The 23,480-nt window shown below is 63.7% G+C and carries 23 protein-coding genes and 1 tRNA gene; 7 read left to right on the forward strand and 17 right to left on the reverse strand.

Going from position 1 to position 23,480, the window contains the following annotated elements:
* Positions 1 to 17: 17 nt before the first annotated feature.
* Both BKA07_RS13555 and BKA07_RS13560 read right to left on the reverse strand, forming a co-directional pair.
* Entirely contained in the window at positions 18 to 491 is a 474-nt protein-coding gene (locus tag BKA07_RS13555; RefSeq protein ID WP_167951351.1) for a ribose-5-phosphate isomerase, read from the reverse strand.
* 84 nt (positions 492 to 575) lie between these two features.
* Complete coding sequence (locus tag BKA07_RS13560) at positions 576 to 1,181, reverse strand: mycothiol-dependent nitroreductase Rv2466c family protein (RefSeq protein ID WP_167951352.1); 606 nt, start codon at positions 1,179 to 1,181, stop codon at positions 576 to 578.
* A gap of 104 nt (positions 1,182 to 1,285) precedes the next feature.
* On the opposite strand from BKA07_RS13560, the gene pepN reads away from it, so the two are divergent.
* Genes pepN through BKA07_RS13575 form a run of 3 tightly spaced genes read left to right on the forward strand, consistent with a single transcriptional unit; the run spans position 1,286 to position 5,511 of the window.
* A complete protein-coding gene (gene pepN, locus BKA07_RS13565) occupies positions 1,286 to 3,988 on the forward strand; it encodes an aminopeptidase N (RefSeq protein WP_167951353.1) in 2,703 nt (900 codons plus the stop codon).
* Positions 3,989 to 4,000: 12 nt separating this feature from the next.
* Positions 4,001 to 5,107: a mechanosensitive ion channel family protein gene (locus BKA07_RS13570; RefSeq protein ID WP_167951354.1), complete on the forward strand. Its 1,107-nt coding sequence runs from the start codon at positions 4,001 to 4,003 to the stop codon at positions 5,105 to 5,107.
* Between the two features lie 2 nt (positions 5,108 to 5,109).
* Complete coding sequence (locus tag BKA07_RS13575; protein WP_167951355.1) at positions 5,110 to 5,511, forward strand: globin domain-containing protein; 402 nt, start codon at positions 5,110 to 5,112, stop codon at positions 5,509 to 5,511.
* 64 nt (positions 5,512 to 5,575) lie between these two features.
* On the opposite strand, the gene BKA07_RS13580 is transcribed toward BKA07_RS13575, so the two are convergent.
* The gene (locus BKA07_RS13580; protein WP_167951356.1) at positions 5,576 to 6,250 is read right to left on the reverse strand and encodes a DUF8185 domain-containing protein; all 675 of its coding nucleotides are present in this window, start codon (positions 6,248 to 6,250) and stop codon (positions 5,576 to 5,578) included.
* Positions 6,247 to 6,789, reverse strand: coding sequence for an acyl-CoA thioesterase (locus BKA07_RS13585; RefSeq protein ID WP_167951357.1), 543 nt, complete (start codon positions 6,787 to 6,789; stop codon positions 6,247 to 6,249). The genes BKA07_RS13580 and BKA07_RS13585 overlap by 4 nt, the downstream gene beginning before the upstream one ends.
* 94 nt (positions 6,790 to 6,883) lie before the next feature.
* Here BKA07_RS13585 and BKA07_RS13590 point away from each other — a divergent pair, with 94 nt between their 5' ends.
* Positions 6,884 to 7,780, forward strand: a complete 897-nt coding sequence (locus BKA07_RS13590; protein WP_167951358.1) for an acyl-CoA thioesterase — start codon at positions 6,884 to 6,886, stop codon at positions 7,778 to 7,780.
* Positions 7,777 to 8,007, forward strand: a complete 231-nt coding sequence (locus BKA07_RS13595) for a hypothetical protein (RefSeq protein ID WP_245161950.1) — start codon at positions 7,777 to 7,779, stop codon at positions 8,005 to 8,007. Before BKA07_RS13590 ends, BKA07_RS13595 begins: the two co-directional genes overlap by 4 nt.
* 129 nt (positions 8,008 to 8,136) lie before the next feature.
* Here BKA07_RS13595 and ettA read toward each other — a convergent pair whose 3' ends face one another.
* From ettA to BKA07_RS13640, 9 genes are all read right to left on the reverse strand, one after another.
* Positions 8,137 to 9,819, reverse strand: a complete 1,683-nt coding sequence (ettA, locus tag BKA07_RS13600) for an energy-dependent translational throttle protein EttA (protein ID WP_167951359.1) — start codon at positions 9,817 to 9,819, stop codon at positions 8,137 to 8,139.
* Positions 9,820 to 9,884: 65 nt separating this feature from the next.
* A complete protein-coding gene (locus BKA07_RS13605; RefSeq protein ID WP_342449072.1) occupies positions 9,885 to 10,526 on the reverse strand; it encodes a DUF6993 domain-containing protein in 642 nt (213 codons plus the stop codon).
* Positions 10,527 to 10,726: 200 nt separating this feature from the next.
* Positions 10,727 to 11,326 carry a single-stranded DNA-binding protein gene (locus BKA07_RS13610; RefSeq protein ID WP_167951361.1) on the reverse strand — a complete coding sequence of 200 codons (600 nt, stop codon included), beginning with the start codon at positions 11,324 to 11,326 and terminating at the stop codon, positions 10,727 to 10,729.
* A gap of 206 nt (positions 11,327 to 11,532) precedes the next feature.
* Positions 11,533 to 13,113, reverse strand: coding sequence for a GTPase (locus BKA07_RS13615; protein ID WP_167951362.1), 1,581 nt, complete (start codon positions 13,111 to 13,113; stop codon positions 11,533 to 11,535).
* Positions 13,110 to 14,807 carry a dynamin family protein gene (locus tag BKA07_RS13620; protein WP_209043977.1) on the reverse strand — a complete coding sequence of 566 codons (1,698 nt, stop codon included), beginning with the start codon at positions 14,805 to 14,807 and terminating at the stop codon, positions 13,110 to 13,112. Before BKA07_RS13620 ends, BKA07_RS13615 begins: the two co-directional genes overlap by 4 nt.
* Positions 14,808 to 14,925: 118 nt before the next feature.
* Positions 14,926 to 14,999, reverse strand: a tRNA-Arg gene (locus BKA07_RS13625).
* 142 nt (positions 15,000 to 15,141) lie between these two features.
* Positions 15,142 to 15,348, reverse strand: coding sequence for a hypothetical protein (locus BKA07_RS13630; protein WP_167951363.1), 207 nt, complete (start codon positions 15,346 to 15,348; stop codon positions 15,142 to 15,144).
* Between the two features lie 130 nt (positions 15,349 to 15,478).
* Positions 15,479 to 15,793: a thiamine-binding protein gene (locus BKA07_RS13635; protein ID WP_167951364.1), complete on the reverse strand. Its 315-nt coding sequence runs from the start codon at positions 15,791 to 15,793 to the stop codon at positions 15,479 to 15,481.
* Between the two features lie 46 nt (positions 15,794 to 15,839).
* A complete protein-coding gene (locus BKA07_RS13640; RefSeq protein WP_167951365.1) occupies positions 15,840 to 17,030 on the reverse strand; it encodes an acetyl-CoA C-acetyltransferase in 1,191 nt (396 codons plus the stop codon).
* Between the two features lie 228 nt (positions 17,031 to 17,258).
* Here BKA07_RS13640 and BKA07_RS13645 point away from each other — a divergent pair, with 228 nt between their 5' ends.
* Positions 17,259 to 18,821 (forward strand): cell division protein, encoded by a 1,563-nt coding sequence (locus tag BKA07_RS13645; protein ID WP_167951366.1) that lies wholly within the window; start codon positions 17,259 to 17,261, stop codon positions 18,819 to 18,821.
* Positions 18,822 to 19,238: 417 nt separating this feature from the next.
* Positions 19,239 to 19,934: an endonuclease NucS gene (gene nucS / locus BKA07_RS13650; protein ID WP_167951367.1), complete on the forward strand. Its 696-nt coding sequence runs from the start codon at positions 19,239 to 19,241 to the stop codon at positions 19,932 to 19,934.
* Between the two features lie 22 nt (positions 19,935 to 19,956).
* On the opposite strand, the gene murA is transcribed toward nucS, so the two are convergent.
* Genes murA through atpD form a run of 4 tightly spaced genes read right to left on the reverse strand, consistent with a single transcriptional unit; the run spans position 19,957 to position 23,472 of the window.
* Entirely contained in the window at positions 19,957 to 21,270 is a 1,314-nt protein-coding gene (gene murA, locus BKA07_RS13655; protein ID WP_167951368.1) for a UDP-N-acetylglucosamine 1-carboxyvinyltransferase, read from the reverse strand.
* On the reverse strand, positions 21,270 to 21,788 hold the full coding sequence (locus BKA07_RS13660) for a DUF2550 domain-containing protein (RefSeq protein ID WP_245161951.1): 519 nt from the start codon (positions 21,786 to 21,788) through the stop codon (positions 21,270 to 21,272). The genes murA and BKA07_RS13660 overlap by 1 nt, the downstream gene beginning before the upstream one ends.
* Complete coding sequence (locus tag BKA07_RS13665) at positions 21,760 to 22,020, reverse strand: F0F1 ATP synthase subunit epsilon (protein ID WP_167951369.1); 261 nt, start codon at positions 22,018 to 22,020, stop codon at positions 21,760 to 21,762. The genes BKA07_RS13660 and BKA07_RS13665 overlap by 29 nt, the downstream gene beginning before the upstream one ends.
* Before the next feature lie 3 nt (positions 22,021 to 22,023).
* Positions 22,024 to 23,472, reverse strand: a complete 1,449-nt coding sequence (gene atpD, locus BKA07_RS13670) for a F0F1 ATP synthase subunit beta (RefSeq protein WP_167951370.1) — start codon at positions 23,470 to 23,472, stop codon at positions 22,024 to 22,026.
* Positions 23,473 to 23,480 lie beyond the last annotated feature (8 nt).

The raw sequence follows: 23,480 nt of genomic DNA on the forward strand, positions 1-23,480 counted from the left end.
GTCACGGGCCGTTGAGATCACAGGGCCGCGCGGCCCGTGGACTCGTATTCGTCCATGATTCGAATGCGACGTTCGTGACGGTCCTCCCCGGAGAAGGGCTCCGCCAGGAAGGCGTCGATGATGGCCAGTGTCTCGGTCTCCGGATGCTGCCTGGCCCCGACCGAGACGATCTGAGCGTTGTTGTGCTCGCGGGCGAGCTTGGCGATGTCCGGGTTCCAGGCCAGCGCTGTGCGAGCTCCCTTCACCTTGTTCGCCGCCATCTGCTCGCCGTTGCCGGAACCGCCGATCACGACGCCGAGAGCCTCGACACCTGCCGCCTGGTCGTCGACCACGCCCTGGGCGGCGGCGATGCAGAAAGCCGGATAGTCATCGAGCGCATCGTATTCGTGGGCACCGTGGTCGACGACCTCATGGCCTGAGTCGCCGAGGTGGGCCTTGAGCATCTCCTTGAAATCGAATCCTGCGTGGTCGGTGCCGAGATGGACCTTCATGGTCTGACTCCTTCGAAGTGACCGGGACGAGACGCCCGGGAGTGTCTGGGTGGTGTGGGTGACATCTGAGTCGCAACCAGTCTCTCAGGAGAAGTCAGGATCCTGATCGCGGGTGCGCTTGAGTTCGAAGAACCCCGGTGTCGAGGCGACGGCGAGGACACCGTCGTAGAGGCGGCCCGCGTCCTCTCCCTTCGGCGCCGGTGTGACGACGGGGCCGAAGAAGGCGGTGCCCGCCGCACGGCAGACGGGGGTGCCCACTTCGTCGCCGACGAGCGACAGCGCCTCATCGTGAGATTTCTGCAGGGCCGCGTCGTAGTCATCACGCGTGCCGTACTTCATCAGGTCGGCGGGCAGCCCCACCTCGTCGAGCGCCTCGGCGACGGCCTTGTCGAAGTCCTTCTCCCCGCCCGGATGGATCCGTGAGCCGATGGCGGTGTAGAGAGGTTCGGCGATCTCCTCGCCGTGTTCGGCGATGGCTGCGGTGACGATGCGCATGGGGGCAAGGGCCCGGTCCATCAGTTTCCGGTAGTCGTCGGGGATGTCCTTGTCGCGGTTGAGGATGTTCAGGCTCATGACGTGGAATCTCACATCGACGTCGCGGACCTTGGCGACCTCGAGCCCCCAGCGCGACGTCATCCAGGCCCAGGGGCAGGCCGTGTCGAACCACAGGTCAAGTGTCTCTCTGCTCATTTTCTCTCCTCGCTAGATTGGGCGGGGGCGGGTGCGGCACGCCCCCCTTCTTCGAGGCCAATTTATCAAGGCTTCGCATCTGAGAGGAATGCGTCCATGAAAGAATGGGCGAGTACACCCGGACCCGAAGCGGAGGTCACCCCAAAGTGCCCCAACACAACCTCACTCGCGAGGAAGCTCGCAGGCGTTCATCGCTCGTCGACGTCTCGAGCTATGAGAACACTCTGATTCTCACAGGAGAGGGTGAGAGCTTCCGCGTTCGCTCCCGCATCCGCTTCACCGCAGCACCGGAGTCGACGACATTCATCGACGCCATCACCGCCAGCGTCGAGCGCATCCGTCTCAACGGCCTCGACCTCGAAGCCGCCGAGGTCGTCTCGGAGTCCCGGATCGCCCTGCCCGGGCTCGCCGCTGAGAACGAACTCGTCATCGATGCCCACTTCTTCTACATGAACACCGGAGAGGGCCTGCACCGCTTCGTCGACCCCATCGACGATGAGGTCTACCTCTACTCGCAGTTCGAGGTCCCCGACGCCCGCCGCGTCTTCCCCGTGTTCGAGCAGCCCGACCTCAAGGCTCCGTTCTCCTTCACCGTCGTCGCCCCCGATCGTTGGACGGTCGTGTCCAACTCACCCACTCCGAGTCCGAGCGGCCCCGCCGAAGTCTTCGCCGAACTCGACGAAGCCCCGGTCGACGACACCGCGGTGTGGCAGTTCGCCCCGACGACGCCGATCTCGTCCTACATCACGGCGATCATCGCCGGACCCTACCGCAGCGTGCATTCCCAACTGACCTCCTCCGACGGCTCCCTCGTCCCCCTGGGCCTGTACTGCCGCGACTCCCTGTTCGAACATCTCGATGCCGACAACCTGTTCGCAATCACCCGCGCCGGCTTCGAGTTCTACGAACGCGAATTCCAAGTCTCCTACCCGTTCGAGAAATACGACCAGCTCTTCGTCCCCGAGTTCAACGCCGGGGCGATGGAGAACGCCGGTGCTGTGACCATTCTGGAGAACTACGTCTTCCGGTCCCGGCCCACCGAAGCGCTGGTCGAACGTCGTGCCGTGACCGTTCTGCACGAACTCGCCCACATGTGGTTCGGGGACCTGGTCACCATGAAGTGGTGGAACGATCTGTGGCTCAACGAGTCCTTCGCCGAGTTCATGTCGACGCTGGCCACGGCCGAGGCGACGAAGTACTCCCAGGCCTGGACGACGTTCGCCACCATCGAGAAGTCATGGGCCTACCGCCAGGATCAGCTGCCGAGCACGCACCCGATCGTCGCGAGCATCGAAGACCTCGCCGATGTCGAGGTCAACTTCGACGGCATCACCTATGCCAAGGGCGCCTCGGTGCTCAAGCAGCTGGTGGCGTGGGTCGGCCGCGCGGAGTTCTTCTCCGGGCTCAAACACTATTTCGACAAGCATGCCTGGTCGAACACGGAGCTGTCCGACCTCCTCGGCGAACTTGAGGCCACCAGCGGTCGCGACTTGGGAACCTGGTCGAGGCTGTGGCTCGAGGAGTCCGGGGTCAACCTCATCGAGACCGAGCTGGACACCGAGCCGGATGGGACCGCCGACGCCGAGGTGGTCTCCGAGCTGCGTGTGACACAGAACCCCTGGATCATCGACGGGCAGCCGGTCCCGTCCCTGCGGCCCCACCGCCTGGCCATCGGGTTCTACTCCGACGACGGACAGGGTCGGCTCGTGCGCACCGACAGCTTCTCCCTCGACATCGATTCGGAGTCGGCCACCGTCGACGAGGCTCGCGGTGCGGTCAAGCCCGATGTGATCATCGTCAATGATTCGGACCTGACCTACGCGAAGGTCCGCTTCGATCGCGAGAGCATGGATGTCGCCGCGGCGCGGCTGGCAGACTTCGATGATTCGCTGGCCCAGCTCATCGTTCTCGGCACGCTCTGGGACACGGTCCGCGACGGTCAGCGTCCGGCCCAGGACTACATCGCCACGGTCTTGGACAACTGCGCGTCCATCACACACTCCTCCGGTCTGCTCACGCAGATGCGTCAGCTGGAGACCGCGGTCGGGTCCTACCTGCCTCCGGCGGACAGGACCGAAGCGCGCACCACCCTCGCAGCACGGTTCCTCGAACTCCTTGAGTCGGTGCCCGGCGGCACCGATCAGGCGTTCCAGTTCGTCCGCGGCTTCATCAAGCACGCGAGCAGTGAGCAGCAGCTCGATCAGCTGCGGACCTGGTTGGAGAAGGCCGGGACCAGCATCTTCGACATCAGCATCGACACGGATCTGACGTGGGAGATCATCATCGCCCTGGCAGGACACGATGCCATCGATGACTCGATCATCACCGAGATGTCCAGAACCGACCCCTCGGCGACCGGGACTCGGCAGGCGGCGACCGCTCGAGCCTCACGACCCACCTCGGCGGCGAAGTCGAAGGCCCTGACCCGGATCCTCGACGATGCGGACCTGCCGAACTCGGAACTCGGTGCCCTGGCACTGGGCTTCGCCTCCGGCCTGCAGACACAGACCGGGGAGGTCATCGCCTCGGAAGCGCCGCTGCAGGACTTTTCGACGGAGTACTTCCAACGGGTCTCCGGGTGGTGGGAGACACGGACCCTCGAGATGGCGCAGACCATGACCCTGCGGCTGTTCCCCCCGGTCAATGAGCACACGGTCCAAGCGGCCCGGCAGTGGCTGAACGACCATCCCGCGGCGCCCAAGGGACTCATCCGCCTCATCGAAGAGAATCTTGCCGAAGCGAAGCGGGCTCTGACCGCTCAGGAAGTGTCCAGCACTTCCAAGGGTGCATTGACCTTCGGTCGTTAGACTCGTGTCATCATGACTTTGGAAGCTCTGCAATCCGACCTCCTGTCCGCGCCCAAGCTCGATTGGGATTTCCTTCTCGACGCTCCACTGAGGATCGTCATCATCATCCTCGGCGCCATCGTGCTGAACATCGTGATGCGTCTCGTCATTCGACGCTTCTCCGCCGCTGTCGCCAAGGGCACAGTCGGCAGCGAGAAGAAGTCGGAGCACAGCAAGTTCTCGAGCACGGTCCTCGAATCCCAGCGCACCGGCATCGAGCCCACCGTCATTCGCGAACGGCGTGCGCAACGCGCGAAGACCGTCGGCCGGATGCTCTCATCGGTGACGACGATCCTCATCAGCGTCATCGCCGTACTCATGGTGCTCGACCAGATGAACTTCAACATCGCGCCGATTCTGGCTTCGGCCGGCATCGTCGGTGTGGCACTGGCCTTCGGTGCACAGGAACTCGTCAAGGACTACCTGTCCGGGTTCTTCATGGTCATCGAGGACCAGTACGGCATCGGTGACACCGTCGATCTCGGCGAGGCCGTCGGCGAAGTCGAGGACTTCGGTCTGCGCAAGACCGCGGTCCGCGATCTCACCGGAACGCTGTGGCATGTGCGCAATGGCGAGATCATGCGCGTCGGAAACCTGTCGCAGGGCTGGGCTCGCGCAGTCCTCGAGATCCCTGTCAAATACACCACCTCGATGGAGACCTACAGTGAGATCACCGAGGCCGTGACCTCGTCCCTGTCTGCGAACCCGGATGTGGCAGCGGCCGTCCTCGAGACCCCGGAGATCTCGGGTGTCCAGTCCCTGTCCGCCGAGTACAGGGTCATCAGGACGATGATCAAGACGAAGCCGAACCTTCAGTGGATGGTCGAACGTGCGTTCCGTGCCGAGCTCACGAACGAGTTCGACAAACGGGGAATCGACTTCCCGATCGTCCAGGAGACCGTACTCAGGTCGCTTCCGGGTATGTCCGGTCCGCTCGGGTCCGACGACGACAACCGTCCAGAGGCCGGGGGGAAGCAGCCGCAGCGTACCGACACTGCGCCGTCACCGCTGCCCAGCGATGACGAGATCCGAGCGACGACCGATGAAACCGCCGTCGATTCCGGAGATGGAGAGGGGTGAACGTGACTCAGACGTCGAACGAGACCATCTTCGAAGCCGTCGGTGGTCGACCCACCTTCACCAGGCTCGTCGACGTCTTCTACGACCATGTCGACAGAGACGAAGTCCTCATCGCCATGTATCCGGACGGACACGAACTGACCGGGGCCAAGCACCGGCTCCAGTCGTTCCTCGAACAGTACTTCGGCGGTCCGTCGACCTATCAGGAGGAGAGGGGGCATCCGCGACTGCGGATGCGACATTTCCCATTCCCCATCGACTTCGATGCTCGTGACCGGTGGCTGGCCAGCATGCGCGCGGCTCTCGACGATGTAGCGCTGCCGCCGCTCTACGACGAGATCTTCTGGGACTACTTCCAGCGTGCAGCCACGGCCATGGTCAACACCAACAGCAATCCGGTCTGAAACCGCACCCGACGGGCTGAAGTCTCACCCGACGGGCTGAGACCTCACCGTACGAGCTGAAGTCTCACCGCCCGCGGGTGAGCAGATGACCGCCCGGTGTTGCGATCCGCAGCCAACCGGAGGATTCGAAGACCTCGTAGTCCTCGGACTCACTCCCCGAGGCGGTCGCCGTCTCGGGCACGAATCGAAGTGCATCCGCAGCGAAAGCGAGGCCGCTGGGCAGCTCGGTGCCTCCCAGAGCGGTCATCGGCTTCGACCACACCTTCGAACGCAGCGCCTTGACCGCATGTGAGCCAGAGCCCTCCGGAGCTCCCGCACTGACCTCTGAGATCCCCGCCTCGGCGCTCGAACGCAGCACATCACCGCGGATCCTGTCGCGAGCCGTCCATTGGCCCTTGGGCGGAGCGATTCCGGTCCAGGACACCAGCACCGAGTTCGGCGGGACGGGCAGACGGGTGGCGTTTTCCTCTCTGGCGAAGCGATCCTTGAGGTTGGCCAGCGGCACCACCTCGTCGAGCCCGTCGTTCTCCGGCCCCGTCAGCCGCAGCATGCGCATGGCCAGCACCAATGGCGTCGTATCGCCGAGTCCGTGTGGATACAGCGGTGCGACGGTGACGACGAGCACAGTCGCTGACACGTGCAGACGCATTGCTCCGTCCGGGTCCAGCCGGTGAGCCAGGCCCGTGAATGCGGCCAGGTCCTTCATCGCCAGCGGATCGGCGATCTCGAGTTCCGTCACCGGCGACGTCCTCGCATCGGAACGGCTGGTCGGATGACTTCTTCCATGACTTCTGCCTCCTTCTGGCTCAGACGCCGTGGTTTCGAACTTGCGATGTCGACGAAGACGATGACCGTCTCGGCCAGGGTATAGCCGACCGAACCATCCGGTTCGGCGATGACGTAACCGATCGTCACTGACGCGGGCTTCACCTCGCTGATCACAAGGTCGATGGCAAGGGGCCCCGCCCGGTACGGGATCGGCTGGCGATACTCGATCGCGTGCGAGGCGACGAGCAGCTCGGTGCTCGTCGAGGCCTCGGCGAAGATCGTCGGTATCCGGATTCCTGACACCGTCTCTGCCACACCCAGTCGCCCCGGCGTCGTCGGGGCGTCGGTGCCGAAGGTCGGGGAGCCGAGAGCTCGCACTCGTGCCTCTTCGAGCAGGCGCAGCTGAGTGACGTTGTTGACATGGCCATAGGCATCCATGTCACCCCATCTCAGCTCCAGCAGTACTCGGGTGAATTCGTTCAGATGGGGGTCGGTGGCGCCTGAATGCATATGGCCCATCATGCCACTTTCAGCGTGCCGGTGGCGCTCACGATAGGATCGTGAACACAAGTACGAGAATCGTATTCCCAGGCTGGAGGCCCATATGAGCGATGCAGACCCCACCAACGTCGAGACTCTGCGCAGAGTCCTCGAGCTCGAGAGCCTCAGTTTCACCTCGGCCTCGCGGGAAAGCGACTTCTTCATCGGACAGAATCAGTACAAACCCGATGGCCGCGTCTTCGGCGGCCAGGTGGTGGCGCAGTCGGTTGTGGCCGCTGCCGCGACGCTGCCCGACGACCGTCTCATCCACTCGCTCCACGGCTACTTTCTTCGCGCCGGGGATGTCAGCAGGCCCATCGAATTCGGCGTCGAACGCCTCCGGGACGGTCGGTCGTTCTCGGCTCGCAGGGTTCACGCCTATCAGAAGGACCAGCCGATCATGTCTCTGATCGCTTCGTTCCAGAACGAGCAGGAGGGCTTCGAACATGCCGAAGCCATGCCGACGGGTCTGCCGGATCCTGAGGAGTGCCGGGAGCTGCGCGACATTCTGGTGGGCATGGATACCCCACAGGTGACCGAATGGCTCAACAAACGTCCCTTCGAGATCCGTCCGGTCGAAGCCTCCCTGTATCTCGACTCCACGAATGATCGAGAGCGCGAAGAACAGCATGTGTGGTTCCGTGCCAGCTCCCCGTTCGGTGACGATCCTGTGCTCAATGCCGCGGCCCTGGCCTACGCCAGTGATTTCAATCTCCTCGAACCGGTCCTGCGCCGGCAGGGTCTGACCTGGACCGACCCGCGACTGCGTGTGGCCAGCCTCGATCATGCGATGTGGTGGCACCGTCGAGTCCTGGTCGATGAGTGGATGCTCTACGTTCAGGAGTCTCCCGCAGCCCAAGGCGGTCGCGGCCTGGGATACGGCCGCATCTTCTCCCGAAGCGGACAACTGCTCGCAACCGTCGCACAGGAGGGCATGGTCCGCCTCAAGGAACGACGATGAACCGGGACACCGCGATGATCGATATCCTGGGCAGGATACTCAGCCGGCTGGTCAGTGTCGCGCTGTTCATCGTCATCGCTCTTCTCGCACTCGTCTTCCTGCGCGAGTCGCTGACCTTGGATCTGGCGCTGCTCGCACTCATCTCGGCCGTCATCGGGGTTGTGGGCACGATTGCGCTCAGATACCTGTTCAGGCTGCTGCACTCAGTCGGCGATCTGTTCTCCTGAGCTCGTCCGGCGACCCGACTCCCCGAGGCTCGTGCATACGCACGCTGCCCCGGCCAGAAGGCCGGGGCAGCGTTGAGTGCTCGGAAACACAGGGGCCGGGTGAGTCAGCACGGACCGTACGAGACCTGTTCAGTCGCGGGTGAGGCGACGGTGGGTCACACGATGCGGACGGGCCGCGTCTTCACCCAATCTGTCGACCTTGTTCTGCTCATAGGATTCGAAGTTGCCTTCGAACCAGTACCACTTAGCCGGGTCTTCCTCCGTGCCTTCCCAGGCGAGGATGTGCGTCGCGACTCGATCGAGGAACCAACGATCGTGAGAGACGACGACGGCGCAGCCGGGGAATTCCAGCAGTGCGTTCTCCAGCGAGCCGAGTGTTTCGACGTCGAGGTCGTTGGTCGGCTCGTCGAGCAGCAGCAGGTTTCCGCCCTGTTTGAGAGTCAGGGCGAGATTGAGACGGTTGCGCTCACCACCGGAGAGCACGCCGGCCTTCTTCTGCTGATCCGGACCTTTGAACCCGAATGCCGAGACATAGGCCCGTGATGGCATCTCCACATTGCCCACTTGGATGAAGTCGAGTCCATCGGAGACGACTTCCCACAGGTTCTTGTTGGGATCGATTCCGCCGCGGGACTGATCGACGTAGGAGATCTTCACGCTGTCGCCGACCTTGAGGTCTCCCCCGTCAGGCTCTTCGAGTCCGACGATGGTCTTGAACAGCGTGGTCTTGCCGACGCCGTTGGGGCCGATGACTCCGACGATGCCGTTGCGCGGGAGGGAGAAGCTGAGATCGTCGATGAGGAGACGATCATCGTAGCCCTTCTTCAGATCATCGGCCTCGATGACGACATCGCCCAGGCGGGGACCGGCAGGGATCTGGATCTCCTCGAAGTCGAGCTTCTTGGTCTTCTCCGCCTCGGCCGCCATCTCTTCGTACCGAGCCAGGCGGGCCTTCGACTTGGTCTGTTTGGCCTTGGGATTCGAACGGACCCATTCGAGTTCGTCCTTGAGGCGCCTCGACAGCTTCGCGTCCTTCTTGCCCTGAACCTGCAGGCGCTCCTGCTTCTTCTCAAGATACGTCGAGTAGTTGCCCTCATAGGGATAGAGGTGCCCGCGGTCGACCTCGGCGATCCACTCCGCCACATGGTCGAGGAAGTACCTATCGTGAGTGATCGCGATGACAGCTCCGGGATACGAGCGCAGATGCTCCTCCAACCACAGCACGGACTCCGCATCGAGGTGGTTCGTGGGCTCGTCGAGCAGAAGCAGATCGGGCTTCTCGAGCAGCAGCTTGCACAGCGCCACTCGGCGACGCTCTCCGCCGGAGAGCACTTTGACGTCGGCGTCCGGCGGTGGACAGCGCAAGGCGTCCATCGCCTGCTCAAGCTGGGAATCGAGGTCCCACGCGTCTGCGGCGTCGATCGCCTCCTGCAGCTTGCCCATCTCTTCCATCAGAGCGTCGAAGTCCGCGTCGGGCGCAGCCATCTCTTCGGAGATCGCGTTGAAGCGATCGAGTTTGGCCTTGATCTCGCCGACGCCTTCTTCGACGTTGCCGAGGACGGTCTTCTCCTCGTTCAGCGGCGGTTCCTGCAACAGGATGCCGACGCTGAAGCCGGGGCTGAGCCGGGCCTCACCGTTGGAGGGCTGTTCGAGTCCAGCCATGATCTTGAGGATCGTCGATTTGCCGGCGCCGTTCGGGCCGACCATGCCGATCTTCGCCCCTGGGTAGAAGGACATCGACACGTCATCGAGGATGACTTTGTCACCGTGCGCTTTCCGCGCCTTGTGCATGGTGTAAATGAATTCGGCCATAATATCCTCAGGCTATCGCTACAGCATGCTCGAGTGCCAATTGGCACGTCGCTCGGATTTCGCGATCAGCCTCCGCCGAGCGAAGGAGCTTCGCCGGACGCGTCGCCCTCGGCCGAGGACCCCTCAGAGGTTCCTCCGTCCGACGACGTTCCCTCCGACGCTCCCTCGGATGAGGCCTCGTTCGAAGACCCGTCGGACGCAGAGCTTTCCGAGTCGGAGCCGCCCTCGGACGCAGACGACGCGCCCCCCGGTCCCTCGTCGGACGGCGATGGGCTCGCAGGAGGCCCGTCCTTGCCGTTGATGTCCTCACCGGGCAGGTGGCCGGCACCGTTGCCCTCACCGTCTTCATCACGCTTGTCCCCTGCGGGAGCTTTAACGCCCTTGGGGCGTTCGACCTCGCCAAACAGGCACGAGCCTGTCGATTCCGTCGGCTGCATCAGCTCCGCTGTCGCTTTGCCTTTTCGGATCTCGCCGATGACGCATCCCTTGTCGGTTTTGACGCCGAACATCTTCGCAGGGACATCATTGCCCAGGGGCGAATCGTCGATCGTGGCCTCGAGTTGCTCGGGTTCGTAGCCGGCATCGATCATCGTGTTGAAGAACTTCTTCGTCGACGGAACCGAATCCTCCTTCCCCGTCAGTGGTTCGAGCGCCTTGACCACTTTATCTACCTCCGCAACCTGTTCGGTGGGAGTTCGATCGGGCACCGATTGTGAGTCATCACCTCCGATCCCCAGCAGTGAACAGCCCGACAGAGCTAAGGTCAGGACTCCAAGACTCAGGAGGGGGACGAGACGCATCAACAACCTCGGCGGGGAGGGAACGATTAACAGTCTCACCCTAGCTGATCACGCGCCCGATCGCGGGCAGCTCCCCGGTGCCGCCGACAGGATTTCCCGTGGCCTCCTCAGAACGGGGCCGCCGCTCTCACCGTGTCGGCGACCACTGCCTCGTCCACATCGCCGGACTCGCCACCCTCAGCATTCGCGTCGGCCTCGCTTTCGGTCGCCCCCGACTCCACCTGGATGTCGATGCCCGAACCATCGCCCGCCGTGGGCAGGGGGCCTGCACCGTCCCGGTCGAGACCGGCCCACGCCGAGTCGGAACCGGACTCGGCCTGCGTCTGGCTGTTCTGCTGACGGTTGGCGCTGTTGGCCTTCTGATAGTTCGCGGTGCCATAGCGCAGATCCGGTCCAATGTGCTCGGCCACCACTGTCGGGGCGATTCCGGACTTCTCGTCCGTCGACCACTCACGGATCTTCAATGTCCCCTGTACGACGACGGACATGCCCTGTCGAAGGCTCATAGAACAGTTGCCGGCCAGAGGACCATAGCAGTCGACGCCGAACCATGACGTGGTGTCGGCGGAGTACTCGCCCGTCGTCTTGTCCAGTCGCCAGTGGTTGACCGCGAGTCGGAACGAGGCGCAGGCTCTGCCCGAGGGCAGGGTCCGGCTCTGCGGGTCGGCGGCCAAAGTGCCGCTGAGGTTGATCGGAATGATGGACATCGTGTTACCTCATCTCTTGGAAGGTCTCGTGACGGTCCCGGCGCAACGCCTGCGGAGACGTTACGGTCTGATGCGGCCCATCACGTGAACTCCCAGTCAGCGCCTGCGGCCGCTCTGGTGTCCAGGCATGAGAAATGCCCTGTGGACGCGTCGTGGGCGTCCACAGGACATCGGCACATGAGTCGCGGCTCCTGTGCACAGGAGTCTCAGTTGAGAGTTTCGTACGCCTTCCGGTGCTCGTCGATCACGGCCTTGACCGGACGCAGATACGAGCTCTGTGCCACACTGCCCACAGCATCGCGCAGACGGCGATCGACGTCGCTGGCCGCCTCGCTCGCGCCCTTGCTGCGGGCCGATTTCGCGATCACCGAAGTGATGACGGAGCCGATGATGCCCACTGCCAGGACACCGATGCTGACGATCCAGCTCCACCCGGGAAGCAGCCCCGGGGCTGCGATCGCGAAGACCGCGGTGGCGATGACACCCAGCAGACCGAGGATCGTCGCAGCAAAGAAGATGATCTGGAGAACGTTCGCGATCGACCACCAGCCGGGAGTCTGACGTTGGATATCCACAGCGGTGACGGCAGAGTCGAGAGTTTCGGACAGTTCGGTCGTGCTCGCCTTCTCGGCCTCAGCGGCCGCGGCCTGCCACGATCTGGGCATCGACGAGACGGACTCGGTGATAAGTTCGTGGGCCATCAGCCGCACCTGCGAGCTCTGGGTTTTGCTGGTCGCCGGCACAGAGGCCTGCACCAGCTCGTCCCGGCCCTGCCCGTGCTTGGAACCCAACGGGTCGGGGGCATTGCGCTGCATCCAGGCGAGCACCGGGTAGCCTGTCTTGCGATAGGCCCGGCGAATATAGTCGTCATGAACGGTCTGCGCGACGGCCTCGACGCCTGCGGCATCGGACATCGTCTCCACCAGACGTGATGCCCCGGGCAGTTCATCGGGCTCGGCCACGGGTTCGCCGAGCTCGGTCTGCATCCGCTTGGCCATGGCCTGCATGTCCGCCAGCAGCCTCTCCGCAGCGGCTTCCTTCGAATCGACCGTGTCGGCCAGGATCGACCGGATCTGAGGGACCCCCTCTCGGGTCATCGCCGAGGATACGTGCACCTTCGTGTCGGTGAGACCGTCCTCAACGAGGAGCTGCTGCAGATGGTCGGTTGCGGCCCGCTTTTCCTCGTCGCTGAGTTTATCGATCTGGTTGAGGACGACGACCATGTTCGAACTGTTCTCCGCCAGTTTGGCAAGGTACTCGGAGTGCAGAGAGAAGTCGGCGTACTTCTGGGGGTCGACGACCCAGAACACGACATCGACGAGGCCGACGAGTCGATCGGATTCGACGCGGTGTTTGACAGCGGTCGAATCATGATCGGGAAGATCGAGCAGAATGAGGCCGTGGAGCTTTCGCTGATCGTCCCCGTCGAGCGCGGATTCGCGCCAGGTCCGGCTGCGTTCGGGGACATGCAGCCAGTTGAGGATGTCGTTTCCGCCTTCGCCCCAGACGCACGCCGTCGGCCTCGACGTGGTCGGCCGTCGGACTCCGACCCGGGCGATGTCGAGCCCGGCAACGGCGTTGAACAATGACGACTTGCCTGAACCGGTGGACCCGGCGAAGGCCACCACAGTGAACTCCTCCCCCAGCCCGAGTCGGTCCTCGGCGCGTTCGAGCAGAGTCTGTGCATCGGCGCGAACTTCCGGACTGAGCTTGTCGCCCCCCAGGGACAGGGTCGATTTGATGCCGTCCGCGCGGCGCCTGATCTCGGACTGTGCAGAATCGTTCACAATGCCACCTCGAGTCGATCACCGGAGGCGCGCAGGGCACCCGATTGCCGCGCCGGTACCGCGGATAGTTGTAGTACGTTGTCAAAAGGCGCCCGACAGTCGCCGACGATACCGGCAGCTGCAGTCAGAAACCGGTCTCTGACCGATGCGATGAGGTTGACGGCTTCCTGCTCGCCGAAGATCGTACCGGCCAGGCCGAGGGCCACGTTCGCGTCATTGGCTGATGCCTGATCGCCGGACTTCGCATACTTCGGGTCCCAGAACGCGGCGTATTCGATGACAGCGCACACCCCGCCGACCCCGAACGACAGGATCCGGGCCTTGGACTTTCTGCCCTGCCCGATCTCCCGAACCAGGGCATTGACCTCGTTCGACCAGCCGCTGACCGCGGACTTGACCGAGTCCTCGAGATCTTTCGCAGCATGCCTCAGTTCCGGGTGGGCTTCCATCAGCTCCGCCCCGGCAGGGTCGCGCAGCCAGTCGGTGCCGACCTCGTCGACTGCTGCGATCGCCTGTTCGCGCAAGGAGATCGCCGCGCTGCGCAGGATCGCGATGTGCAGCGGCGAGGCCGCATCGTGTTTGCCGGTGACCGCCGCCGAGATCCGATCGCGCATGCGAGCCATTGTGGGTTCGAGCCCACGGAAGAGCTGACCTGTGCCGACGAAATCCTGCCACCTGGCATTGACTTCACCGTGCAGGACTCGGCCATCGGAGAAGACCTCGGTCAGGCCCTCTTGGGCACCGTCGAAGGTCTGCTCGACGCTCTGCTGCAGTCCACCGAAGGTCGACTCCTGCGACTCGGCGAAGTCGGCCAGAGAACGCACCTGACTGGGCAGAGCGCTGATCGAACCGGACAAAGTTCGTTGCCGAATTCGATCCTGCGACCGGCCCTCCGAACTCACTTGACTGATCCACGAACGGATCGGGTAGATCGCCGAATGCGGCAGAAGACCACCCTCGAGTTCGAGTTCGGCAACGGCGAAGATCGGCGAGTTCGCGAGTCCGGACTCCGACAGCAGACTGGAGAGGTGGTGCCTGACTTCGCGGTTCGCCTGCGGCGGCACGCGGTCGAGGACGATAGCAACCGAGGTGTTCCGGACCGCCGCCTCTTTGAGCAGCCCCCAGGGGGCCGCATCGGCATAGCGGTTGGCCGTGGTCACGAACATCCACAGGTCCGCGCTCATCAGAATGCGGCGAGCCAGCTCACGGTTCGACTCGGCAATGGAATCGATGTCCGGGCAGTCGAGGATCGCGGTTCCCGGCTCCACTCCCTCATCGGGAGTGAGCACCACGGAGGGCGTGGTCGCCTCGGATGTCGAGCTTCGCGGCAGATCGGACAGGAACGACTGCGATTCGAAGAACTTGGAGTCTGCGGGGTTGTGGATGACGATCGGGTTGCCCGTCGTCGGTCTGCGTACGCCGGACGGGCTCACGGACCGTCCCACCAAAGAATTCACGAGCGTGGACTTCCCGGCCCCGGTCGAACCGCCGACGGCGATCATGAACGGAGCCGGTGTCCGATTGATTCTCGGCAGGAGGTAGTCCGTCAGCTCCGAGGAGAGCTGACGGTGCAGTTCGCGACCGTCGGCCGAGTCATCGGTCTGGAGGGTGAAGCGGGTTTCGGAGACTCGCTTCGCGATATCGCTCAGCGCCCCTCCCACTGGTGGCGTCACGGCACTCTTGCTGTCTGTCATCACGCATCCACTCTCTACGTTTTCCCAGCTCTGCACCAATTGCCACGCCGTGACGGAAGGTAATTGCTCCCTGCGGGGGCGCTATGGAGGGCGTTTGCAGACCGCTCGGGATGACGAGTACCCCCGGCGGGGCTCGAACCCGCGACCTACCGCTTAGAAGGCGGTTGCTCTATCCAACTGAGCTACGGAGGCTCAAATATCCTATCTGATGCTGCACACAGAACAGAAAGCGGTCCTCGCCGGCGGCTCGGGGTTTTGAGTCCGAAACACCGGCGAGGACCGCTGTGGCTGTGTGGCCGCATGGCCTCTCACATCACGAGGCGAAGCTCATGGATCAGTAGAGGCGAGCGGCTCGCTCCAGTGACTTGCGCACGGTCACGAATGCGACCATGACGACTCCGATGAGCGCCAGGATGACCGCTACTGCCTCGATGGCGAAGGCGAAGTCGACTATGACCGGAAAGAAGCCGGCTGCCATGAAGCCGAGCAGGGCGACCATCGTCAGTGCGGTGGCTGTGGTGAAGTACGTGGAACCGTTCATTATTCATCTCCTTCTTCCTTAGAAAAAGAGTAAACCCAAACGAGACGTAAGTCACTAGGAATCGGCCGAGAGTTTCCTGCGGCCCTGAGCTTGTCGACCGATGTCGACCGCCTGCTCCGGCAGGACCCGGTCAGTCCTGACTGCGTGAATCGACGGCGTCTTCCAGGCGCTCGAGCTTGCCATCGATCTCGCCGGAATACCCGGGGCGGATATCGGCCTTGAGGACCAGGGCCACACGTGAGCCGAATTCGCCGACGGCCTCCGTGGCCTCCTTCACCACAGCGAAGACCTCATCCCATTCGCCTTCGAGCGTGGTGAACATCGAATCGGTGCGGTGTGGCAGCCCGGAGCGTCGGACGACTTCCACGGCCGCGGCGACAGCGTCGTGGACGGATGCGTCCCTGTTGTCCCCGCCACTGGGAGCGATGGAGAATGCGACGAGCATGGTGCTCTCCTTCCTGAACGGTGTCAGTTCTGTTTCCTCAACGGTGTCAGTTCGGCGAGGGCACGTCCACGATGAGCGAATCGCCCTGTCCACCGCCACCGCAGAGAGCGGCGACGCCCGTGCCTCCGCCTCGGCGCCGGAGTTCCAAGGCCAGGGTCAGCACGAGGCGCGCACCCGATGCACCGATGGGGTGCCCGAGTGCGACCGCTCCGCCGTTGACGTTGACCTTGTCCGGGTCGACGCCCAGGTCCTTCGAGCTCGCGAGCCCGACTGCGGCGAATGCCTCGTTGATCTCGTAGAGGTCGAAGGAGTCGGCCGCGACCCCCTCACGTTCGGCGGCGGCCTTGATCGCCTGTGAAGGCTGATGCTGCAGGGTCGAGTCGGGGCCGGCAGTCCAGGCGTGGGAGCGGATCTCGGCGAGGATGGGCGCGCCGAGCTCCTGAGCCTTCTCGCGGGACATGACGACGACCGCACACGCCCCGTCAGAGATCTGCGAGGCATTCCCGGCCGTGATCGTACCGTCCTTGCGGAAGGCCGGGCGCAGCTTCCCCATCGACTCCGCTGTGGTTTCGGAGCGCACCCCCTCATCGGCTGACACGGTGACATCGCCCTTGCGGCCGGGGATCGTGACGGGCTCGACCTCGTCGCCGAAGGAGCCGGATTCCCACGCCCGGGCGGCTCGCTGGTGGGAGCGGGCGGCGAAGGCATCCTGATCCTCACGGGAGAACTCGAAGTCACCGGCATTGGCCTCTTCGGTCAGGCCTCCCATGGCCTGGTCGGTGAAGGCGTCCCAGAGTCCGTCATAGTCCATGTGGTCCTTGACGATGACGTCGCCGTACTTGTAGCCCGAACGCGACTTCTCCAACAGATGGGGTGCCAGGCTCATCGATTCCTGCCCGCCGGCGACGACGACGTCGTACTCTCCGGCCCGGACGAGCTGCGCGGCCTGCGTGATCGCGTTCATCCCCGACAGGCACAGTTTGTTCACGGTCACGCCCGGAACGCTCATCGGGATGCCCGCTTCGACGGCCGCCTGTCGCGCAGGGCCCTGGCCGAGTCCGGCCTGCAGAACCTGCCCCATGATGACGTAGTCGACGTCCTCGCCCTTGATGCCTGCGCGAGTCAGTGCGCCTGTCATCGCAGCCGCGCCGAGCTGCACTGCCGACAAAGACGACAGGCCTCCCTGCAGACGCCCGAACGGCGTGCGGGAACCCGCGACGATCACTGCATCAGCCATGTTTCCTCCTCAGGTGTTCGAGCCGGCGTTCGAGTGCCGGGAATCGATGAAGTGCTTTCCGCCTCCAGGATAGTCCAGGTGTCTGTGGCCCCATCACGGGGCCTGGGTCGCCTCATACCCGGAGGTGTCCACATGGAGAGCATTCGCACCCAACACTCATGGTGTGTCCGTTAGACTGGACGACGGACGATTTGACCACATCCCTTGACATGACAGGAGTCCACTTCAGTGACGCCCACCGAAGAATTCCGCACAGCGATGCGCGGCTACGAAAAAAGTGAAGTTGATTCTCGCCTGCAGCAGCTGCGCACCGAGGTCGAGTCCGTTCGCAAGGCCCTTTCCGACGCGCGCAGCCAGGTCATCAACGCCGATCGCGCGAAGCTCCAGATTGCAGGGGAACTGTCCGAAGCGAAAGCTCAGCTGAAGAAGGCCGCCAACGACAGCGCCGAGGCTGCGGGTCCTCCCGGCAGTCGCATCGACCACCTTCTCAAGATCGCCGAGTCCCAGGCCCGCGAAACCCTGACCCAGGCGAACTCCGATGCCGAGACCATTCGCAACAAGGCCCGGGCCGAAGCAGCATCGGCCCGCGCCCGGATGCACACCGAGAGCAACGACACCCTGTCGAATGCCCGTTCGGAGGCAGATGCGATCATCAGCTCGGCCGAGATGCGTGCCGATGAGACCGTCAAGGCCGCAGAGAAGCGCGCGTCCGAGCTCAAGGCCACCGCCGAGCGAGAGTACAACCAGGCCACTGAGGCCAACGAGGCGGCCACGAAGGAAGCTCGTGAGAGTCTCGATCACGAACTCTCCGAGCTCAAGGCCACTGCCGAGAAACAGGCCGCAGATCTTCGCGCCGAGGCCAAGACCGAGGCCGATGAGTCGATTGCGGCCGCTCAGGCCCAGGCCGATGAGCTGCTCGCCGCGGCCAAGGCCCGCGATGAGGCTTCGACGAAGGCTGCGGACGAACTCGACGTCGAACTCGCCGGTAAGCGCCAAGCCGACGAGGCCGATCGCAAGAAGCGCTACGACGCCGCCCAGGCCGAGAACAAGAAGGTCATCGACGAAGCACAGGCGCGCGCAGCCAAGGCAGACGGGGAGGCCAAGGAAGCAGCCGAACGGGCGGAGACGACCCGCGAAGACGCCGTGAAGAAGGCCGACGAGATCATCGCCGACGGCAAGACCCGCGCACAGACCCTCATCAGCGAGGCCCGTGCCACGGCCGAGGCCACGATCGAGGAATCGGCTGCCGAAGCCAAACGCAATGTGGCCTCGGCCCAGTCCCAGGTCGATCTGCTGACCAAACAGCGCAAGACGATCACAGCCCAGCTCGACCAGCTCCGTTCGCTCTTCGCCATGCCCGGCGTCATGGACGGCGACTCGGTCGATCCTGACAAGGCCGAGTCGGCGTCGCATGCCACCGAGCAGATCGCCGGCAACGATGAGCTCGCCGACCTGTTGGCCGAAGACCCCGACGGCACCGACGTGACGGGCGATGCCGAGGCGACTGCGACCGACTCGGCGGCGACGGATTCCTCCGACCCAGCCGATTCCGACTCTGCTGCGAATGCTGACGGCGCGTCGGAATCCACGAACGCGTCGACGACTTCGGACGAGGAGGATACAGCCGAGGCAGCCGAGTCGGAAGACGACGATGGTGCCGAGGAGTCGGTCGATGACTCCGAGCTGCCCAACGGGGCCACCGACGCCGATACGATCGCCATCGACGCTCAGGTGTCAGGATCGAAGGACAATAACGCCCAGGCTTCGCGCTCGAAGAATTCGCTGCGCTGAGGTTCACGCCGATCGCCGGTCGGCCACATCGAGGAAGGGGCCAGTTCGCATCGAACTGGCCCCTTCCTCATGCCCGGGCACCCGCCGCGCTCACCGGAATCTCTGAAAACATCTCGTGTGCCAGTGTCGTCGAGACTCAACGCCGATCTCGGTCCCGTGACCGGCGCTCTGCCTCCACGCGACGATATGTGCCGTCGATGAGGCCACGTCCTGTCCGCACCCGGGACAGACATACACTTTGCCCTGCGTATTGCCGGCGACGTTCTGCACCGACCAGGTTCCGTCGGACAGCTGGCGGCTCGTGCGCAGCCCGCTCACGGAGTCGGAGAGTTCACGTGGGCTGCGCTGCCATTTGTTCTTGCGACGCGAGGAGGTAGATCGTGGCATCTGCTCATTGTCTCACGTAGGGTGAAACGCGTGCGTCTCGTCATTGCTGAATGCTCCGTTGATTATGCCGGTCGTCTGACCGCCCACCTGCCCATGGCCACCCGTCTCATCATGCTCAAGGCCGATGGCTCGATCCTCATCCATTCGGATGGCGGATCCTACAAACCGCTGAACTGGATGACTCCCCCGTGCTCGATCACAGTCACGAAGCCGAGCGAAGATCAGACGGAAGCGGGCCTGTCGGAGATCTGGACGGTGTCCCAAGCCAAGACCGGAGACCGATTGGTCATCTCCATCGCCGAGGTGATCGCCGATGATCGGCATGAGCTCGGAGTGGACCCCGGACTGGTCAAGGACGGCGTGGAGTCCCATCTGCAGGAATTGTTGGCTGAACACATCGAAACGCTCGGGGATGGCTACAGCCTCGTCCGACGTGAGTATATGACGGCTATCGGGCCCGTCGATCTCCTCGCCCGCGATCATGGACACCAGTCGGTCGCCGTCGAGATCAAGCGACGTGGAGACATCGACGGCGTCGAGCAGCTGACCAGGTACCTGGAGCTGATGAACCGTGATCCGCTGCTCACCCCGGTGCAGGGCGTCTTTGCCGCGCAGGAGATCAAACCGCAGGCACGCACCTTGGCCGAAGACCGTGGGATTCGCTGCGTCGTCCTCGACTACGACGCGCTTCGCGGCATGGACGATCCCGATTCGAGGCTGTTCTGAGCGCTGACGTAAGCGCCGAACGCTATTCGAAGCTGAGAATGTCGGCCTTCTCCACACGTTCGATGTTGGCACCGAGCCGACGCAGATTGGACACGAAGTTCTCGTAACCGCGTTCGATGTGATCGATGCCCGAGACCTCGGTGATGCCGACCGCACGCAGACCGGCCATGACGAGACCGGCACCGGCACGGATGTCCGAAGCCTCCACCTCGGCGCCGGATAGTCCCTCGACGCCGGTGATCAGCGCATGATTGCCGTCCACTCGGACCTTCGCACCCAGCCGAGCGATCTCCTGAACGAACCTCCACCGGGCCTCGAAGAGGTTCTCCGAGAGCAGACCCACCCCGTCCGATACGGAGTTGAGGGCGATGACGAAGGGCTGCAGGTCGGTCGGGAAGCCGGGAAACGGCATCGTTGCGACACGAATCGCGAGCGGACGTTCGGACCCTATGACTCGGAACCCGCCGCCGCGTGTGCCGTCGCTCAACTCGATCTCACCGAGGTCATCGACTCTCGACCCAGCGTCGCGGAGCTTGATCGCGATATTCGGCATCAGTTCGAGGCCGACGCCCTTGACAGTCACGTCGCCGCCCGACAACGCTGCACCGAAGGCGTAGGTGCCGGCCACGATCCGGTCACCGACCGTGCGGTGCTCGGCGGGATGGAGCGAGTCGACTCCGGTGACCGTGATCTCGGACGTGCCGATGCCGTCGATCCGTGCTCCCATGTCCACGAGCATCGTGCAGATGTCGACGATCTCCGGCTCCTTGGCCGCGTTCGAGATCGTCGTCACGCCATGGGCGAGAGTCGCTGCCATGACGAGGTTCTCCGTGGCTCCGACGGAGGGGAACTCAAGGGAGATGTCCGTTCCGCGAAGACCACCGGGCGCATCGGCGACGAAATACCCGTGGTCGAGGTGCACCGTCGCGCCCAGGGCTTCGAGGCCGGCCTGATGCATGTCGAGGCCACGTGAGCCGATCGCATCGCCGCCGGGCAGCGCCACATGCGCAGAGCGCATCCGGGCCGTCAGCGGACCGAGCACTGAGATGGATGCCCGCATCGCGCGGACGAGTTCGTAATCGGCCTGGATGCCCACGGCCTCCGGCACGTCGATGCTGACGATGCCGCGGTCCGCGTCGTATTCGACGTCACAGCCGAGCCGGGTCAGGAGCTGGACCATGATTCTGACGTCGAGGATCGCCGGGACGTTGGTGATGATCGTCCGACCGACGGCGAGAAGACTGGCGGCCATGAGCTTGAGGACGCTGTTCTTCGCCCCCCTGATATCGACGTCGCCGAGCAGACGACTCGGGCCGGTCAAACGGAACACATCCATCAGGTGAACCTTCCCATCGTCGGATTGAATCCAGGTGGCGAGGACTCCAACCATGATGCCATCGTCGACAGCGACTCGGTGTCCATGGCCAGTGATACGGAGCGGGGCCGACCGTCGGCCTTGCCGTAAGAACAGTCAACCACCACCGCGTCCGGCAGCACGGAGTACTGCTCGCCAGACGTGGGTTTGCGCCGGACGAGGATATCGAGGTCGGCGCGCGGCAGACGCACCGCGGCGCGTCGAGTCAACGCGAATACCGGATACCAGTCCAGTGAGGCCACCGAGAACACGGCGACACCCAAACGCCAACGTGGGCGAGAAGAGGATTCCTCGCCCACGTTGATGGAACAGTCAAAAGCACCGGAGAGCTTCGAAATCGACCTGCGACGGATCGTCACCACGACGATCAGCGCAAGAGCGAGTCCCACTAACGAGAGCAGAACGATCAGCAGGACGGAAGGGTTCACGGTTGCCAGTGTAATTGACGGATCAGAGAAGTTCGGCCTGATCAGCGGCAATGATGACGCGATTATTCTCCACCGATAGGAAACCACCATCGGCCTGAACCCGGATGGTCTCATCCGCAGGAGTGAGAATACGGGCCTCACCATCGGCTACAACACCCAGCACGGGCTCGTGACCTGGCAGGATGCCGATCTCGCCGTCCGAGGTACGGGCGATGACGCGCTTGGCCTCACCGACCCATACCTCACGGTCGGCTGCTACGACGTTCACATCGAGTGCAGCCATGGCTTACTTCTGCATCTCTTCGTAGTTGCGCATGACGTCGTCAAGCCCACCCACGTTGAAGAATGCCTGTTCGGGAATGTGGTCGACCTCGCCGGAGCACAGCTTCGAGAAGCCTTCGATCGTGTCGGACAGCGGAACCGTCGAGCCGGGCACCTGGGTGAACTTCTCGGCGGTGTAGGTGTTCTGCGAGAGGAACTGTTCGATGCGGCGGGCGCGGTGGACGACCAGCTTGTCCTCCTCACCGAGCTCGTCGACGCCGAGGATGGCGATGATGTCCTGCAGCTCCTTGTTCTTCTGCAGAATCGCCTTGACCTCGTTGGCCACCCGGTAGTGCTCGTCGCCGACGATCAGCGGATCGAGGATGCGCGAGGTCGAGGTCAGCGGATCGATGGCCGGGTACAGACCACGTGAGGCGATGTCACGGCTGAGCTCGGTCGTCGCGTCCAGGTGCGCGAACGTCGTCGCCGGTGCCGGGTCGGTGTAGTCGTCGGCGGGAACGTAGATCGCCTGCATCGAAGTGATCGAGTGACCACGAGTCGAGGTGATGCGCTCCTGCAGCAGGCCCATCTCATCGGCCAGGTTCGGCTGGTAGCCCACGGCCGAGGGCATGCGGCCCAGCAGGGTCGACACCTCGGAACCGGCTTGGGTGAAACGGAAGATGTTGTCGATGAACAACAGCACGTCCTGGTTCTGCACATCGCGGAAGTACTCCGCCATGGTCAGAGCCGACAGGGCCACACGCAGTCGGGTGCCTGGTGGCTCATCCATCTGACCGAAGACGAGCGCGGTGTCCTTGAACACTCCTGCTTCGTCCATCTCCATGATGAGGTCGTTGCCCTCACGGGTGCGCTCTCCCACACCTGCGAACACGGAGGTGCCGCTGTGGTTGTGGGCGATGCGGTAGATCATCTCCTGGATGAGGACGGTCTTGCCGACACCGGCACCACCGAAGAGACCGATCTTTCCACCCTGGACATACGGGGTGAGGAGGTCGATGCTCTTGATTCCGACCTCGAGCATCTCGGTCTTCGACTCGAGCTCGTCGAACGCGGGGGCGCTGCGGTGGATCGGCCAGCGTTCACCGATCTCGAGCTGTTCGCCGTCTTCGAGGTTGAGGCAGTCGCCGGTGGTGTTCCACACGTGGTTCTTCGTGATTTCGCCGACGGGCACTGTGATGGGTGCGCCGGAATCGACGACTTCCTGCCCCCGGACGAGTCCGTCGGTCGGCTGCAGCGACACGGCACGCACGATGCCGTTGCCCAGGTGCAGCGCGGTCTCGAAGGTCAGCTTGCGCGTGCCCTCGGAGAGTTCCACCGAGGTGGACAGGGAGTTGTAGATCTCTGGCACGGAGTCGAGCGGAAACTCGATGTCGACAACCGGGCCAATGACTCGGGAAATCCGGCCGAGGGCTGTGCCCTGCGCCGGGGAGGTATCCGTAGCTGTGGCAGTCATGGTCTCTT

The sequence above is a fragment of the Brevibacterium marinum genome (genome assembly GCF_011927955.1).
Lineage (GTDB): Bacteria > Actinomycetota > Actinomycetes > Actinomycetales > Brevibacteriaceae > Brevibacterium > Brevibacterium marinum.